This window comes from Kitasatospora sp. NPDC048722 (assembly GCF_040650235.1).
GTDB lineage: Bacteria > Actinomycetota > Actinomycetes > Streptomycetales > Streptomycetaceae > Kitasatospora.
In genome coordinates, this window is the sequence record NZ_JBEZGX010000040.1 from 1 (window position 1) to 16,615 (window position 16,615).

The 16,615-nt window shown below is 72.0% G+C and carries 13 protein-coding genes, 1 tRNA gene and 1 pseudogene; 10 read left to right on the forward strand and 5 right to left on the reverse strand.

All coding sequences use genetic code 11. From position 1 onward, the window contains the following. Positions 1 to 94: 94 nt before the first annotated feature. From AB0C76_RS26665 to AB0C76_RS26700, 8 genes are all read left to right on the forward strand, one after another. Positions 95 to 1,072 (forward strand): 3-oxoacyl-[acyl-carrier-protein] synthase III C-terminal domain-containing protein, encoded by a 978-nt coding sequence (locus AB0C76_RS26665; protein ID WP_359970351.1) that lies wholly within the window; start codon positions 95 to 97, stop codon positions 1,070 to 1,072. Beyond that, positions 1,069 to 1,335, forward strand: a complete 267-nt coding sequence (locus AB0C76_RS26670; RefSeq protein ID WP_359970354.1) for an acyl carrier protein — start codon at positions 1,069 to 1,071, stop codon at positions 1,333 to 1,335. Before AB0C76_RS26665 ends, AB0C76_RS26670 begins: the two co-directional genes overlap by 4 nt. Continuing rightward, a complete protein-coding gene (locus tag AB0C76_RS26675) occupies positions 1,332 to 2,138 on the forward strand; it encodes a hypothetical protein (protein WP_359970357.1) in 807 nt (268 codons plus the stop codon). Before AB0C76_RS26670 ends, AB0C76_RS26675 begins: the two co-directional genes overlap by 4 nt. A gap of 104 nt (positions 2,139 to 2,242) precedes the next feature. Then, a complete protein-coding gene (locus AB0C76_RS26680) occupies positions 2,243 to 3,616 on the forward strand; it encodes a condensation domain-containing protein (protein WP_359970359.1) in 1,374 nt (457 codons plus the stop codon). Beyond that, positions 3,613 to 4,662 (forward strand): polysaccharide deacetylase family protein, encoded by a 1,050-nt coding sequence (locus AB0C76_RS26685; RefSeq protein WP_359970361.1) that lies wholly within the window; start codon positions 3,613 to 3,615, stop codon positions 4,660 to 4,662. Before AB0C76_RS26680 ends, AB0C76_RS26685 begins: the two co-directional genes overlap by 4 nt. Positions 4,663 to 4,696: 34 nt before the next feature. Next, on the forward strand, positions 4,697 to 5,980 hold the full coding sequence (locus AB0C76_RS26690; RefSeq protein ID WP_359970364.1) for an MFS transporter: 1,284 nt from the start codon (positions 4,697 to 4,699) through the stop codon (positions 5,978 to 5,980). Positions 5,981 to 6,108: 128 nt separating this feature from the next. Next, positions 6,109 to 8,016: an FAD/NAD(P)-binding protein gene (locus AB0C76_RS26695; protein WP_359970367.1), complete on the forward strand. Its 1,908-nt coding sequence runs from the start codon at positions 6,109 to 6,111 to the stop codon at positions 8,014 to 8,016. Then, positions 8,017 to 9,243, forward strand: coding sequence for a putative PEP-binding protein (locus tag AB0C76_RS26700; RefSeq protein WP_359970370.1), 1,227 nt, complete (start codon positions 8,017 to 8,019; stop codon positions 9,241 to 9,243). It begins immediately after the preceding gene. A gap of 83 nt (positions 9,244 to 9,326) precedes the next feature. Here AB0C76_RS26700 and AB0C76_RS26705 read toward each other — a convergent pair. Beyond that, positions 9,327 to 9,400 (reverse strand) — tRNA-Gly (locus AB0C76_RS26705). 261 nt (positions 9,401 to 9,661) lie between these two features. Between AB0C76_RS26705 and AB0C76_RS26710 the strand changes: the two genes are divergently transcribed. Both AB0C76_RS26710 and dcd read left to right on the forward strand, forming a co-directional pair. After that, complete coding sequence (locus AB0C76_RS26710; RefSeq protein WP_359970373.1) at positions 9,662 to 9,898, forward strand: hypothetical protein; 237 nt, start codon at positions 9,662 to 9,664, stop codon at positions 9,896 to 9,898. A gap of 72 nt (positions 9,899 to 9,970) precedes the next feature. Continuing rightward, positions 9,971 to 10,546 (forward strand): dCTP deaminase, encoded by a 576-nt coding sequence (gene dcd / locus AB0C76_RS26715; RefSeq protein WP_359970376.1) that lies wholly within the window; start codon positions 9,971 to 9,973, stop codon positions 10,544 to 10,546. A 78-nt stretch (positions 10,547 to 10,624) separates the two neighbouring features. On the opposite strand, the gene AB0C76_RS26720 is transcribed toward dcd, so the two are convergent. The 4 genes and pseudogenes from AB0C76_RS26720 to AB0C76_RS26735 all read right to left on the reverse strand — a co-directional run bounded on the left by AB0C76_RS26720 (position 10,625) and on the right by AB0C76_RS26735 (position 16,351). Continuing rightward, on the reverse strand, positions 10,625 to 11,515 hold the full coding sequence (locus AB0C76_RS26720) for a metal-dependent hydrolase (RefSeq protein ID WP_359970379.1): 891 nt from the start codon (positions 11,513 to 11,515) through the stop codon (positions 10,625 to 10,627). A gap of 82 nt (positions 11,516 to 11,597) precedes the next feature. Continuing rightward, entirely contained in the window at positions 11,598 to 12,548 is a 951-nt protein-coding gene (locus AB0C76_RS26725) for a Yip1 family protein (RefSeq protein ID WP_359970382.1), read from the reverse strand. A gap of 173 nt (positions 12,549 to 12,721) precedes the next feature. Next, positions 12,722 to 13,795: pseudogene (locus tag AB0C76_RS26730) on the reverse strand (NDP-sugar synthase); the annotation flags it as partial. Positions 13,796 to 14,128: 333 nt separating this feature from the next. Beyond that, on the reverse strand, positions 14,129 to 16,351 hold the full coding sequence (locus tag AB0C76_RS26735; protein WP_359970385.1) for a (Fe-S)-binding protein: 2,223 nt from the start codon (positions 16,349 to 16,351) through the stop codon (positions 14,129 to 14,131). Between the last annotated feature and the right edge of the window lie 264 nt (positions 16,352 to 16,615).

Sequence of the window (16,615 nt, forward strand, 5' to 3'; positions counted from 1 at the left end):
CCGGCGAGGGCCGCTGGCCCTACGACGTCCAACCGCGCAACCGCCGCGGCGCCAACCGGCTCTGGCTCATCCGCGCCGAGATCGCCGCCTCGTGATGAGCGAGCGGCCGGCGGAGCGCCGGATCACGCTGGAACGGATCGAGTCGTACGCGCCCGAGCGCAGCGTGCGGATCGAGGAGCTCGGGGAGCACCTCGGTCTGCGCCGTGGCGATCTGGGGGTGTTCCGCAAGTTCTACGGTCTGGACCGGCTGCGGTACGACCCGCAGCTGCCGCTGCTGGACCTGTTGCGGCCGGCGGCGCGCGCGGCGCTGGCCGCCCTGCCCGACGACGGACACGTCGAGTACCTCGCCTACGCCCACGTCACCCAGGCCGTCGCCCCGGCCGACACCGACATGGCCCAGGTCGTCCGCGACGACCTCGGACTCACCGGCGCCGAGGCCTTCGGACTCAGCCACCAGGCCTGCGTCAGCAGCCTCGGCGCGATCGAGATCCTCGGCAACCTCCTGCGCGCCGAAGGCCGCGAAGGCGCCCACGCCCTCATGGTCACCGGCGAACAGGCCTACTCCCCCATCGTGCAACTGGTCCCCAACACGGCGATCATGGCGGACGCCGCGGCCTCCTGCCTGCTCACCCTGGACGGCGAGGGCGACATCGTCCGCTCCTTCACCACCCGCACCCTCGGCGAGTACGCCCGCTGGCTGGAGCTCACCCCCGAGCAGAGCACCGAGTACGGCGAGCAGTACGCCGCCAGGATCGCCGAGGTCATCCACCAGGCCCTGGAGGAAGCCGGGTTGACGTTCGAGGACGTCGACCTCGTCATCCCCCACAACGTCAACAAGCTCGCCTGGCGCCAGACCGTCAAGGAACTCGGCATCGACCAGGACAAGGTCTTCCTCGACAACGTCCCCGTCTACAGCCACACCTTCGCCGCCGACGTCTTCCTCAACTACACCACCCTGCGCGACACCGGCCGGCTCACCGACGGCGCGCACTACCTCCTGGTCTCCGTCGGCCTCGGCGCCACCTTCGGCGCCATGGTCATCACCCACCGCACCCCGGGAGGCAGCCGGTGAACCGTCAGGACGTGCTGATCACCATCGAGAAGGCGCTGAGCGAGGTCCTGGAGCGACCGATCACCGGGCTGACCGAGGACACCGCGCTCTTCGACGACCTGCGGCTCGACTCCTCGTCCGTCCTCGGGCTGCTGATGACCGTCGAGGAGGCCACCGGGATCGCGGTGGACCCGGACGACCTCGACATCGACCACCTGCGCACCATGCGCTCGTTCGCCGACTACGTCGAGGCCGCGCTGCGGCGGGAAGAGGGGACCTCATGACCGCGCTCGCCCTGCGCGCAGCCACCGCCGTACGCGCGCCGGCCGGCCCCGGCCCGGGCGAGGACGACCCCGCCCTGCTCGCCTACTTCACCGACCTCCTCGCCCCCTTCGGGCAGAAACCCGACCAGGACCTCTACCGCGGCGGCGCCCACCTCCACCACCGCGACCTCGTCGACCTCCTCCTCACCGACCGGACCGTCGCGGCCGCCCGGCCCGACCTGGCGATCGTCACCCACGCCCTGCCCGACCTCGCCCCCTTCACCGCCACCGCCCCCTACCTCACCGCCCGACTCGGCGGCCGGGCCACCAACTTCGCCCTCACCGAACAGGGCCTCGCCGCCCCCTTCACGGCCCTGCGCATCGCCGCCGCCTACCAGAAGGCCGGCCAGGCCACCGAGGTCGCCATCGCCGTCCTCGAACAGACCACCCTGCCCACCGCCCACCCCGTGGCCCCGCTCACCGACTCCGCCGCGCTCCTGGTCCTGCGCGCGGACGCCGGCCCCGGCCCGCGATTCGTCGGCGCCCACTGCACCGACCACGCCGGCCGAGCCCTGACCGCCCGACTCGACGGCCCGGGCGCGGACGGCACCCTCCTCGTCCTCGGCCCCGACGTCACCGACGACATCCCCGACCACCCCGCCGTCCACCGCACCGCGCCCGGCAGCTACTGCACCAGCCTCTGGCTCGAACTCGCCCACCACTGGCAGGACTGGCACCGCACCCACCGCCGCGTCGTCCTCTGCGACACCGACCCCCGCACCGGACGCACCCACCTGGCCGTGTTCGCCGACGGCGAGGAGTGACCCGGTCCCCGCGCACCCGCCCGGGCCCGCGCCGAGCGCTCCCCGCGTCCGGCCGGGCTCCGACAGACAACGGACGAGGCAACCGAAGGGACGGTTGGAACACGATGACCACGGTCAACGAGCAGACCATCAGGCTGGACTCCGCACGAACCGGGACGGGCCCGGCCACCTGGGGGCAACGGGCGATCTGGGGCGTCGTCACCCGGCTGGGCGACGACGCGCCCCGGTACAACCTGCCCACCGAGCTCCCCGTCACCCCGCCCCGCCCCGCCGCCCGCGTCCTCGCGCACCTGACGGAGCTGCTCCACCTCCACGACAGCCTGCACACCAGGCTGTTGCCCGCCGGGGAGGACGGGCTGGAGCAGGTCGTGGACGGCAGCGGCGAGCTCCCCGTCGAAGTCCGGCGGTGCGCCGCGGCCGAGGCGCCGGAGGCCGGTGCCGCGCTGCTCAGGGAACTGGCCGGGCGCCCCTTCGACCACACCCGGGAATGGCCGCTGAGGGTCGGCCTCGTGGAGTGCGAGGGGCTGGTCCACCGGCTGGTCCTGGCCGGGTCGCACGCCGGCATGGACTACTGGGGCCTCGTCCGCCTGCTGCGCGACCTCCGGTCGATCGAGGCGGGCGCGTCGGCCGAGTCGCTGCGCCGGTCCCGCCCCGCCCTCCAGCCGCTGGACGCCGCGGCGGTCCAGGCCTCACCGCTCGGGCGCCGCCGGGACGAGGCCGCCCGCCGCTACTGGTGCGAGCAGCTGGCCGCCGGCCCCCGGCGGATCTTCCGGGAGCCCGCCGCGCCGGAGCTCGCCGCCGATCCGGACCGGCTGTTCCCCAACGCACTGCTGCGCTCGCCCGCGCTGGCCGTCGCCGTCGAGCGGGTGGCCGAGCACCTGGAGGTGAGCGACGCCGCGGTGCTGCTGGGCGCGGCCTCGCACCAGCTGGCCCGGATGTCCGGCAGCGACGACGTGCTCTTCCAGGTGGTCGTGGGCAACCGCTTCCAGCCGGCCGCCACCGCGGCGGTCAGCACGGTGGCGCAGGAGGCGCTGTTCCGGCTCCCGGACGCGGGCCGGGACTTCGTGGACGCCGTGCGGCGGACACGGTCCGTCTCGTTCAGCGCGTTCCGGCACGCCGCGTACGACAAGTGGGCGCTGGAGCGGGACGTGGCACGGCTGGTCGAACGGGGGGAGGCGGCCGACCACTCGTACTGGTGGAACGACACCCGGGACCCGGGCAGCGGACCGTTCGACACCGTCGAGCGGCCGCAGGACGCGCTGGGCGAGCTGGCCGACCGCACCGAGCTGAGCTGGCCGACGGACTTCCCGGCCCGGGTGAACGTCTCGATGGCGGTGGACGTGCTGACCGCCCAGGGTGCCCTGGACCTCGCCATGACGGCAGACCCGGCGGTGCTCAGCCGCGCCGGGATGGAGCAGTTCCTGCGAGGCGTCGAGCAGTTGATCGTCACCGAGGCGCTCGCTCTGGGGGAGGAATGAGCGCGCGCTACGCGGGGATCGCCTGGACCGGCGCGGGCTACGAGGTCGAGGTCGTCGACGGCGCCGGGCGCAGGGCTGCCGGACCGAGCCGCTGGGGCGCTGCGGACGTCACCGGACTCATCTCCCTGATACGGGATCTGAGCGCGGACGGCGAACGGGTGGCGGTGGTGCTCGACAGCACCAACGGCCTGCTCGACGGCCCGATGACGGCCGCCGGCCTGGAGGTGTACCGCGCCGACCCCTGGGTGCTCCCGCCCCGGCCGCGATTCGGCTCGGTCCCGGCCGCCCGCCTGGCGGAGCAGGCCAGGAGCGCCCCCGGCACGCTGGCGCGGGTGACCGCCGAGGGCGGCAGCCTGACCGGCCGCGCCGAGGAGTACCACGAGGTCGTGCGGCGCAGCGAGCCCACCCGGGCCGCCCTGGTGGCCGCCGGCCGCTGGTTCGAGCACGGCCGCCGGGACGTCCCGCGGGTCGCGCTCACCTTCGACGACGGTCCCGACCCGGTGCACACCCGTCGGGTGCTGGAGATCCTGGACCGCTACGGGGTGCGGGCGACGTTCTTCTGCGTCGGCCACCACGCCGTGGCACTGCCCGACGAGGTCCGCCGGATCGCCGCGGCCGGCCACGAGGTCGGCAACCATTCCTGGTCCCACCCCTTCCTGGCCGATCTGACGGTAAATCAACTGCGTGAGCAGCTCGACCGCACGGCGGAGGCGGTGGCCCGGGTGACCGGTACGGCCCCGACCCGGTTCCGCCCGCCCTACGGCGCGCTGAGCCCCGAGGTGCCGTCCGCCCTGGAGGGCCACCCGGCCACGCTGACCATGTTCGACGTGGACTCGCGCGACTGGACGCGGCCGGGGCCGGAGCGGATCGCGGCGACCGTCCTGGAGTCCGCCGGCCCCGGATCGGTGGTGCTGATGCACGAGGGCGCCGGCGACCGCGGCCAGACCGTCCAGGCCCTCCCGTCGGTCGTCGAGGGCCTGCTCGACCGCGGCCTGGAACCGGTCACCGTCGGAGAGCTCGACCCGCCGCCCGTCACCCGAACCTGAACACCACGATCCACCAGCGGAGGACTGAACAGTCATGGAAGAACGCTTGACCGAGCACGCCCCCGCGGCCGCGTCCGCGCGGGTGGAGGACCGGCCCGCCGAGGCGCCGGCGAACACCGAACCGGCGATCTGGTCCCGCAACTTCCGGTACTACTTCACCGCCCGCAGCGCGGGCCTGCTCAGCTGGGCGATGCTGCCGGTCGCGGTGTCGGCCGGTCTGCTCAGCGGCGGCTACGGCCTGAACGCCGCCGGCTACTCGATGGCCTTCCTGGTGGGCCCGTTCGCCGGCCTGGTGCTCTTCGGCGGCGTCCTCGCCGACCGCTTCACCGCCCGCCGCATGATGATCGCCGCCGACCTGACGAACCTCGTCGCCCACGTGCTGCTCGCCTTCCTGTTCATCCACGGCATCGACCACCTCTGGCAGCTGTACACGCTGCTCGTCGTGGCCGGCACCGCCAACGCGATGTTCCAGCCCGGCGCCTCCTCGACCGTCCCCCTCGTCTCCCGCGACGTCCAGGGCGCCAACGGCGTCCTGCGCACCTCCGAGGCCCTCACCGGCCTCGGCGGCCCGGCCCTGGCCGGCGCCATGGTCGGCCTCGGCGCCACCGGCTGGGTGATGGTGATCTCCGCCCTCGCCTACGGGACCAGCGCGGTCTGTCTGCTCACCCTGCGCCTCGGCGTGGTGCCCGCCCCGCCCGCCGGCGAGAGCCTGTGGCACAACCTGGCCGTCGGCTGGCGGGAGTTCCGCTCCCGCAGCTGGCTGTGGGGCGTCATCGTCATCTGGATGGTCTTCGCGGTGCTCTCCTGGGGCCCGCAGCTGTCGGTCGCCGCCGGCGTCATCGTCCCCGAGCACGGCGCCACCGCCTTCGGCCTGATCAACTGCGCCCTCGGCGCGGGCACCGTGGCCGGCGGCCTGCTCGCGATCCGCTACAAGCCCGAACGCCCCCTGGCCGCCGGTGCGGTGGCGATGCTCGCCTACCCGCTCTACCCGCTCGGCATCGTCCTGGACTGGCCCGTCTGGCTGCTCGCCGCCGCCCAGTTCGCGGTCGGCGTCGGCATCGGCGTGTGGGGCGTCATGTGGGCCACCAGCGTCCAGACCCAGGTCCCCGGCGAGGTCCTCAACCGCGTCCACGCCTACGAGGTCGCCGGCTCCGTCGGCATGTACCCCATCGGCAGCGCCCTCGCCGGCCCCGCCGTCGGAGCGTTCGGCACCGACCGGGTCCTCCAGGTCGGCGTCGTGGTGGCCCTCGGCACCGCCGCCGCCCTCCTCCTCACCCGTCCCATCCGCAGCCTGCGCCGAGTCCCCACCCCCGCCTGACCCCGCCGCAAACCCTCACGACGGCGAAGTCCCAGGTCGCCGACCTGGGACTTCGCCGTCGAGCGTGCGCCGGGGACCGTTACGCCAAAAGCCCGGCGGGCGAGCTGTCGCCGGTCCATCCTGGGCTCATGAATCAGCCCCGGAGCCGAACAGGCACGTGTCCACGAGTGCTCATAGTCGGGGCGGGCCTGGCCGGCACCGCCACGGCGATCCGACTGCTCCGCTTCGCACGCAGGCCACTGGAGATCGTCCTGCTCGAACGGCGTTCCGACTACCGGTCCGCCGGCGTCGCCTACCACCGGGACGGCAACCCCTGGGACCACGTGTTCAACATCCAGGCGGGCCGGATGTCGGTGTTCCGGGAGAACGTCCTCGACTTCGTCCGCTGGGCCAACCGCGAAGCCGACCGCCGGGACTGGCCGACGCCCTGGGACGAGTTCGAGTTCGTCGAGCAGGGCCCGGCGCCCCGACGGATCTTCCAGGACTACCTGATCGACCGGCTCGCCGAGGCCAGGCGGGAGGCCTGTCCCGGCGTCGTGCTCGTCGAAGCGGACGGCGAGGCGCTCGACATGGACGTACGCCCCGCAGGAGTCCAGGTGACGGTACGTCAATTCTTTGCGGAAAGAGAGGAGTCCGGGCCGGCCCCGGAACCGACCGCGCTGTTCGCCGAACACGTCGTCCTCGCGACCGGCCTCGAACTCAGGGATCCACCCTTCGCCGCCGACGTACGAGAACACCCGTCCTTCGTGAGGAACCCGTACTCCGCGGCCGGCGTCCGGAAGCTCGAAACGCTCCCGCCCGAGGCGACCGTCGCGATCGTCGGATCCGTGCTGAGCGCGTACGACTCGGCGGGCCTCCTGCTGCGCCGGGGCCACACCGGGAGGATCCATCTGATCTCCAGGACCGGGACGATGTTCCGGACCTACCCGGGCGGTCACGAGCACGAAGTGGTACGACTGCCCTGCCCGAAAACGCTGCTGGAGCCGTACCGGAACCGTGAGGAGTTCCTCGCCAGGGTTCGGTCCGAGTGGGAGGCGGCGCGCTCGACGGTCCTCCGGGACCATCCCGAAGTCGACCCGATGGTGGTTTCGGAGCGGGTGGCCAAGGCGTGGGAGCCGCATCTTCCCGAGGCCATCGAACGGATCCCCTCCGCCGAACTGCGCAGTCTGCTGGACGAGTTCGGCACCTCGATGGCGGCGCTCCGGGTCGGCGCGGTGGAGTACACCATGGCGGTCATCGAGCGGGCGATACACCCTGCGGACGGGTCGGCGAAGCTGGTCGTCGGCAAGGTGGAGGCGATCACGCCCACGGCGTCGGGGCGGCTGGTCGTCTCGGTCGTGGCCCCGGAGGAGCGACACGCCATCGAGGCCGACCTGGTGGTGTCCAACTTCGGCAGGGAGTCGGACTACAGCAGGGTCGGCCAGCAGCTCTGGAGGAACCTCCTCCGGAGGGGGATCGCGGTACCTCATGAGCGCACCGGGCGCGGCTTGGAAGTCGACGAACACGGGGTGCTGCTGAGCCCCGGCGGGGAGCCGGCCGGCCCGATCTCCGCGGTCGGCGTGCCGAGAGAGGGCGACGAGATCGTGCGGCACGGCCGGACCGGTGCGTTCGCCTTCAATCTCGCCGCCATCAAGAACCAGTCGATCGCGGTCGCCGCGCGAGTGATCGAGCGACTGGAACTGGAACTGGAACTGCACGAAGACGGCTTGGTTCAGGACATGGCTCAATACCGCGGCCACGTCAGCAATACGGAGGAAGCGGCCCTGGTCGGATTCGAGGAGGCTGTAGCCCTGGAGGTACGGAGGTTGGCCACGCGCACTCGGAGCGAGCGGGAAGTGCTCGGTTCCCGGCTGGACGCCTGTATCCGGTCCCTGGGAGGACTTCCGCCCCTCCCGACGGCTGCCTCCCGGCATGACCGCCTGATGGGAGCGGTCGTCAACCGGACGGCCGTTCAACGGCTCACCGACGTCACCGTGACGCCGCGGCAGCTGCGTCGACGACTGGGAATAACGGGCACCGAGGATCTGGAGGACTAGTTGAACGGGCGACGGATTCAAGGATTCCTATTGACCGGTGGCACACAGAGCGTGTTACGGGGTACCTGTAACCGCACGAGAAGTCCGCTCGACGGATCCATCCTCGTCGCCCCTTCCCTCGAAGCGGGAATATACGAAGCGATCGTGGCGGCGCGGGCGGTCGTCTGCAGTTCGGGCGGACTGACCGGCCACATGCAGTCCCTCTGCCGCGGCAGGGGCATACCCGTGCTCCGCGTCGACCAGGCGGACCTCGCGGACCTGGTCGGGGAAGTGACACTGCACCTGGAGAGCCAGACCATCGTCATCGGGTCCGACCCGAGTACTGCCGGGGCCCCGGGCTCGGAGGCGGGGAGTTCCTCGCTGGACGACCTCGGCTCGGCATGTGCGGTCATCGCGGACCTGCAGGACATCCAGACGATCAACGCGTGCGGGCCGAACGCGAAGCGGGTCGAATCCTTCTTCATCCGGGAGGAGTTCCTCTGCCTGGCGGCGGGCCTGCGTCCGCTCGACTCCCTCCACGGCGGCCCTGCCGACATCGCGGCCTACGGGCGGGCCGTCGCGGACCGGCTGTGCACCTTCGTCGAGTCGCTCCTGCCCGACCAGCGGCTGGTCCTGAGGCTTCTCGACCTCCGCTCCGACCACGCCGCCGGCGTCACCGAGCTGGCCCCGGTCGCGGTCGAACCGAACCCCGAGCTGGGCCTGCACGGCGCACGCTGGCTGCTGGGTTCGACCGCCTACCGGGACGCGCTGCACGCCGCTCTCGGGTCCCTGCGCGAGCGGCTCGGTGACGATGCGCGCCGCGTGCACCTCTCGGTTCCGTTCCTCAACGATGCGAAGGAGTTCGCCCAGCTCAGGACCCATCTTGAGCTACCGGTCGAGGTGCCCGTGTCCGCGTTCATCGAAACGCCCGCGGCGGTGCACGCCACCCGGGCGCTCTGCGCCGCGGGCGCCAGCGAGCTGTTCGTCGGCACGAAGGACCTCGTGCAGTTCTACCTCGCCGCGGACCGGACCAACCACCTGGTGGCCGACTCCTACCAGACCCGGCACCCGGCCGTCATGGACGGAGTCCGGAGGGTCGTGGAGTCCGCGCGCGCAGCGGACACCCCGGTGAGGGTGTTCTCGCTGGGTGCGGACCTCACCCACTACCTGGAACGCCTGCCGACCCCGGACGGCTACATGATGTGCACCGCCGAACTCCAGCAGGTGCTCCTCCAGCCGCACCCCTGACCGGGCGGACAAGGCGGGGCGGCCGACGCGGACCGGTCCGGACAACAACAAAGCCGCAGGCCTGTGACCTGCGGCTTTACCACTGGAGCGGGCGACGAGAATCGAACTCGCGCTCTAAGCTTGGGAAGCTCATGTTCTACCATTAAACTACGCCCGCCTGACGAGCCGTCAGTGACCGCTCGATCGCCTTCACTGTACCCCATGCGTGACGCTGCTTGCACGGGTGGCCGGAGGACGTGGCGGAGCGGGGTGGGGCGGGCGTGGGAGGCGTACTGTTTGGGCCGCGTGAGAGTGCTCCGGCGGGTGCGGTCGGGGCGGCGAGCCATGGTGTGGAATGTCCGGAACATCCCCTAATGTGACGCTGTCCCGGGGCCCGGTCCCCGGGGCGCGACGAGTACGGGTGAGTACTGGGTTAGGGATGGGAAGGGGATCGATGGAGCAGCGCACCGTCGTTCGTTGTGCCGAGGGGCACCTGTTCAGCACCACCACGTTCCCGATGCAGAACCTCGGACCCGGCCGGCTGGGGCCCGGCCGGCTGATCCGCTGTCCGCAGTGCGGACGGCTGAGGAGTTCGGTGTTGGCCGACGTACGGGAGCTGTCCGCTCCGCAACTGGCCCGGGCGATGCGGCTGGAGGCCGCGGAGTTCCTGGCCTGACGGCCGGCGCGAGGACGGAAGGGGCCCCGGGCGGATTCGTCCGGGGCCCCGTCGTGCACGTAACCTCGAAGCGTGCTGCTCTCTGACAAGGACATCCGGACCGAAATCGATCTGGGCCGGGTCGTCATCGACCCGTTCGACCCGACGATGATCCAGCCCTCCAGTATCGACGTGCGCCTCGACCGCTTCTTCCGCGTGTTCGAGAACCACAAGTACCCGCACATCGACCCCTCCGAGGAGCAGCCGGACCTCACCCGGCTGGTCGAGCCCGAGGGCGACGAGGCGTTCATCCTGCACCCCGGCGAGTTCGTGCTGGCCTCCACGTACGAGGTCATCACCCTGCCCGAGGACGTCGCCTCCCGGCTGGAGGGCAAGTCGAGCCTCGGCCGCCTGGGCCTGCTGACGCACTCCACGGCCGGCTTCATCGACCCCGGCTTCAGCGGCCACGTCACGCTGGAGCTGTCCAACGTCGCGACGCTGCCGATCAAGCTGTACCCGGGCATGAAGATCGGGCAGCTCTGCCTGTTCCGGCTCTCCTCGCCGTCGGAGCACCCCTACGGTTCGGAGCGCTACGGCTCGCGCTACCAGGGCCAGCGCGGCCCGACGCCGTCGCGCTCCTTCATGAACTTCCACCGCACCCGGGTCTGACCCGGACGGAGTGCACGCACGGCGGGCGGCCACCCTCGGCACGAGGGTGGCCGCCCGTGGCGTTGTCGCACCCGGTTCTCAGGCCCGCTTCGGGCGGGTGACGGCGACGAGCTCGGTGCCGTCCTCGGAGAGCCGCAGCTCGGTGCGGAGCTCGGCCAGCTCGCCGAGGTGGTGCAGGTGGGTGCCGCCGCAGAAGATCTGCGCGCCGCCCTCGGGCAGCTCGCAGTGCCACTGGCGGCGGGCGGTGAGCTCGGGTCCCGGCACCTCGATGCGGACGGCGGCGTCGGCGGCGACCCAGGCGGCCAGCTGCGCGTTGACGGCCTCGGTGACGGCGGGCAGGGCGTCGGCGAGGGCGGGGAACTCGTCGGTGGCGTCGGCCGTGAAGCCCTTCTTCTTGAGCGACTTGCCGAGCCGGTAGGTGTCCGTGCTGGCCTCGGTGTCCATCACCGAGGTGGCCATCGCGAGGCTGTCGAAGTCCGGGTGGCCGAGGGCGTCGGCGCGGCCCGGGTCCTTGCGCCAGCGCGGGGCGAGCGCGGCGTTGAGAGCGAGGGCGAGCAGGTGGCAGCCGCTGTGCGAGGCGCTGAGGGCGGCGCGGCGCTCGGCGTCGACGGCGAGCACGGCCGTGCGGCCGACGACGTCGCCCGGGTCGGCGGCGACGACGTGCAGGACGAGCCAGGACCACTCCTCGTCGCCGCGCCGCACCGGGATGTCGGCGCCGACCAGCGGCGCGCCGCCGTCGGGGCCGACCGCGCCGGTCAGGCAGTCGACGACGGCCAGCTCGGCGCCGTCCACGGTGAGCGTGCCGAGGTCGGCGGGCTGGTCGGGCCAGGTGTGGTCGAGCGGGTGGAACGGGGTCGCCGCGGTGACGACGGCGTACCGGCCGTCGCCGAGCGGGTGCACCGCGAGCACCGGGGACTCGCCGGTCACCGCCCCGGCCGGGAAGCTGACGTGGGTGGTGGGGAGGGTCATGCCTGGCTCCGGTGGGTGGTCGCGGCCAACGAGGGACGGGCCCCGGTTCGCGGGACCCGTCCACCATTCTGCCGTCCTCCGGTCAGCCCAGGGTCGGCAGCTTGATCAGCACCAGCAGCGCGAGCAGCTGGACGGCCGCGGCGCCCGCCGCCTTGCCCCAGGGCAGGTCGTGCACCCGGCGGACCATCGTGGTCAGCAGGAACGCGCAGAACGCCCAGGTGGCCCAGCCGACGACCTGCACGACCGCGCTGCCGGAGGGCAGCACCAGGGCCAGCAGCAGCCGGGGCACGTCGGTCAGCCAGCCGATCAGCGCGGCCAGGCCGACCGTCGACTTCCACGGGCCGTCCCCGCCGAGCTGGCGGGCCAGCGCGTAGGTGACCGCGCCGAAGACCGCGCCGGTGACCGTGAAGCCGAGTGCGGCGGCGGCCATGCCGGTCAGCGCGACGCCGAAGGTCGAGTTGACGATGTCGTTGTGCGTCAGGCCGATGCCGAGCACCGCGAGCGCGCCGTAGATGAGCGAGACGGTGAGGGCGGGCAGCCAGACCTGGTGGTCGCGGGTGCGGTCGAAGGTCGCGGCCGGGGCACGGACGATGCCGAGCAGCAGCTCGCGCCAGTGCGGGCGCGGCCCGGAGACGTGCGGCGAGGACTGGCCGCCCGCCCGGTAGACGGCGACGTTGTCCTGGCCGTACGGCGGCTGCGCCTCCCCCTGGGGGTATCCGTACCCCTGCTCGCCGTACCCCTGGTCGTAGTAGCCGGGAGCCTGCCGGCCCTGCCCCTGGTACCCCTGCGTCGGGTAGTCCTGGTACGGGGGCTGCCCCGTGTACGGGTCACCGCCGGTCGGGAAGGCCCGGGTGTTCCCGGGCCGGTCGGCGGCGTACGGGTCGTGCGGAGCGACCCCCCGGTGCGGGGCCGTGAAGTACTCCGGCCCGTCCGTCTGCCCGTGCCCCCCGGGCGCCCCCGCCGGCGGCGGAGGGGCCGACCACCCGCCGTGGGGGTCGGCACCCTGACCGCTGTCGTATCGATTACCAGCCACGTTCCGAAGGTACCCGTCCGGCCCAGTCCGCGTACGTCCCGGACGGAGCCGGGGCCGGTTTGCAGCGAGCCTGAGACGAACGGGGCCGGAAGCGGGCGTCAGCGCTGCGCGGTGACGGTCGGCCCGTGGACGGCCGCCGCGGCGGAGGCACCGGCCGGGCAGCCGCCCGGGCCGGCCGAGGTGCGGACGGCGCCGACCGGCAGCAGCGTGCCGCAGGCGATCCGGATGCCGTTCGGCAGCTCGTTGTCGGACTCGACGATCGCGCCGTCGCCGATCACCGCGCCGTCCAGGGCCGAGCGGTCCCCGACGGTCGCGAAGGCGCCCACGATGGAGTCCTTGACCAGGGTGTCCGGGCCGATGACGGCGCCGGGCAGGACGACGCTGCCCTCGACGATCGCGCCGGCCTCGACCACCGCGCCCTCGGAGACGACGGTGCCACCGCTGAGCACCGCGCCCGGGTGGACGGTCGCGCCGGGCAGGAGCAGGGCGTCGCCGGTCGGACCGGGGACGGCCGGGGAGTCGACCTTGCCGAGGACCAGGTCGGCCGAGCCGCGGACGAACGCGCCCGGGGTGCCGAGGTCCAGCCAGTACGAGGTGTCGACGACGCCGCGCAGCAGCGCGCCGGTGGCGAGCAGCTCGGGGAAGGTCTCGCGCTCGACGGACACCTCCCGGCCGGCCGGGATGCGGTCGATGACGGACCGGGTGAAGACGTAGCAGCCGGCGTTGATCTGGTCGGTGACGATCTGCTCGGGCGTCTCCGGCTTCTCCAGGAACTCCAGCACCCGCCCGTCCGCGTCGGTCGGCACGAGGCCGAAGGCGCGCGGGTCCTCCACCCGGGTGAGGTGCAGGGTGACGTCGGCCCCGGCGGCCACGTGGCCGTCGCGCAGGGCGGCGATGTCGACGCCGGACAGGATGTCGCCGTTGAAGACGAGGACCGGCTCGTCCGGGCCGCAGGTGAGCCCGGAGGCGGCGTTGCGGATGGCGCCGCCGGTGCCGAGCGGCTCGCGCTCGGTCAGGTAGACCAGCTCGATGCCGTACGGGGTGCCGTCCTGGAAGTGGTCCTCGAAGACCTCGGCCAGGTAGGAGGTGGCGAGCACCACGCGGGTGACTCCGGCTGCGGCGGCGCGGGCCAGCTGGTGCGCGATGAAGGGGACGCCCGCCACCGGCAGCATGGGCTTGGGGGTGTGGGTGGTCAGCGGACGCAGTCGCGTGCCCTTACCACCGACCAGCATGATCGCCTCGGTCATGGTCTGCGCTGTTCCCCTTGTGGTCTCTGCGGCCCGGCCCGGCGGGCCGCACCTCTTTCGTTCGTATGACCCCGTCCGTCCACCGGCCGTCCGGCCGTGGTCCGGCCGTGGTCCGGGTGCCCGGAACGGGTCGACCGGCCCGCGGGCCGGTCTGGCCTACTGTATTTCCTTCCAACCGAATGCCCGTCCGGCGGCTGTGCGATTGGGATCACTCGCCCGCCACCGGGGCTTCCGGGACAGCGCCGCCGAGGCCCCAAAAGCCCGGCCCGGCGGACCGCTCTCGCGGCGACCGCCGGGCCGGGCAGTTGTAGCAGAACTGTCGAACAGGGGCCGCTACGCGTCCACCGTCGCGGGCTCCTCGGCGTCGGTCGGCGGGGTCGCCTTGACCGAGTCGAGCAGCAACTGGGCCACGTCGACCACCTTCAGGTGCTCCTTGGCCGCGCCCTCGTTCTTCTTGCCGTTGACCGAGTCGGAGAGCATCACCAGGCAGAACGGGCAGGCGGTGGAGACGATGTCCGGGTTGAGCGACAGCGCCTCGTCCACGCGCTCGGTGTTGATCCGCTTGCCGATGCGCTCCTCCATCCACATGCGCGCACCGCCGGCGCCGCAGCAGAAGCCGCGCTCCTTGTGCCGGTGCATCTCCTGCTGGCGCAGGCCCGGGACCTTGTCCATGATCTCGCGCGGCGGGCTGTAGACCTTGTTGTGACGGCCCAGGTAGCAGGGGTCGTGGTAGGTGATCAGGCCCTCGACCGGGTTGACCGGGACGAGCTTGCCCTCGTCGATCAGGTGCTGCAGCAGCTGGGTGTGGTGGATGACCTCGAAGTGGCCGCCCAGCTGCGGGTACTCGTTGGCGATGGTGTTGAAGCAGTGCGGGCAGGTGGCGACGATCCGCTTGACCGGGGCGTCCTCCAGGGCCGCGTTCAGCGTCTCCACGTTCTGCGCGCCGAGCATCTGGAAGAGGAACTCGTTGCCCAGGCGTCGGGCGGAGTCACCGGTGCAGGACTCCTCCTTGCCGAGGATCGCGAACTTCACGCCCGCGGTGTGCAGCAGCTCGGCGAAGGCCTTGGTGGTCTTCTTGGCGCGGTCCTCCAGGGCGCCGGCGCAGCCGACCCAGTAGAGGTACTCGACCTCGGCGGGGTCGATGTCCTCGCCGATCACCGGCACCTCGATGCCGGTCTCCTTCTTGAGCTCCTTGACCCAGTCGAGGCGGGCCTTGGTGGCCATGCCCCACGGGTTGCCCTTGTTCTCCAGGTTCTTGAGCATCGTCCCGGCCTCGGTCGGGAACGAGGACTCGATCATCACCTGGTAGCGGCGCATGTCGACGATGTGGTCGATGTGCTCGATGTCCACCGGGCACTGCTCGACGCAGGCGCCGCAGGTGGTGCAGGACCACAGGACGTCCGGGTCGATGACGCCGTTCTCCTCGGCGGTGCCGATCAGCGGGCGCTCGGCCTCGGCGAGGGCGCCCGCCGGGACGTCCTTGAGCTGCTCGGCGGTCGCCTTCTCGGTGCCCTCCATGTCCTTGCCGCCACCGGCGAGCAGGTACGGGGCCTTGCCGTAGGCGTGCTCGCGCAGGCTCATGATGAGCAGCTTCGGCGACAGCGGCTTGCCCGTGTTCCAGGCCGGGCACTGCGACTGGCAGCGGCCGCACTCGGTGCAGGTGGAGAAGTCGAGGATGCCCTTCCAGGAGAAGTGCTCGACCTGGGAGACGCCGAAGACGGCGTCCTCGGCCGGGTCCTCGAAGTCGATCGGCTGACCGCCGGAGGTCATCGGACGGAGGGCGCCGAGCGCGGTGCCGCCGTCCTCCTCGCGCTTGAAGTAGATGTTGAAGAAGCCCAGGAAGCGGTGCCAGGCCACGCCCATCGAGGGGTTGAGGCCGATGGTGATCGCCCAGGCGAAGGAGATGCAGATCTTCAGCGTCGCGAACAGCCAGATCAGGTTCTCCAGCGTGCCGTGCGACAGGCCGCTCAGCGCGGAGGTGATCGGGTACGAGACGAGGTGCGCCGGGCCGTACGAGTCGACGCCGTTGAGGGCGCCCTCCAGGGCGCGCAGCATCAGGATGCACAGGCCGATGCCGAGGATCGTGTACTCGACGTAGAAGGCCTGCCAGGCGATCGAGCCGGCGAAGCGGGACTTGCGGCCGGAGCGCGACGGCAGGCTCATCAGCCGGATCACCATCAGGGTCAGGATGCCCAGGGTGGTGAGGGTGCCGACGAGCTCGACGAAGAGCTGCCAGATCATCCAGTGCCCGATGACCGGCAGCTCGAACTCGGCGTCGAAGAGCTGACCCATGGCGTTGACGATGGTCAGGACCAGGCTGAAGAAGCCGACCGCGACGAACCAGTGCGCGATGCCGACGATCCCCCAGCGGTTCATCCTGGTGTGGCCGATGAACTCGACCGCGACGGTCCTCACGCGCCGGGCGGGCTTGCCGAAACGGGTGGTGTCCGGCGCGCCGGTCAGCACCACCTTGAAGATGTGCCACGCCGCACGAAGGGCGAGCGCGGTGCCGATCACGAACGTGACCAGCGAGATGACGATCGCTGCTAGCTGCATCGGCTCCGTCTCCTGCGGCTTGCGGTTGAGCAGTCCGGGTTCTACGTCTTTACCAGGGGAGTGTACTCGTCGGTAACTTGCCGGGCCGACGGCCCGGACATTACCGCTCGTTAACAGTTCTCCAGAAGGTTCTCAAGGTATGGCGGCAGTCACGTAACTCCACTCCCGCCACCTCGGCCGGGACGACCGTCACTCCGACCGGGGGCGCGGGCGGCGCCGCCGCCACCGTCCGGGAGGAACCGCCTCAGCAAAGTTGAGCGCGCC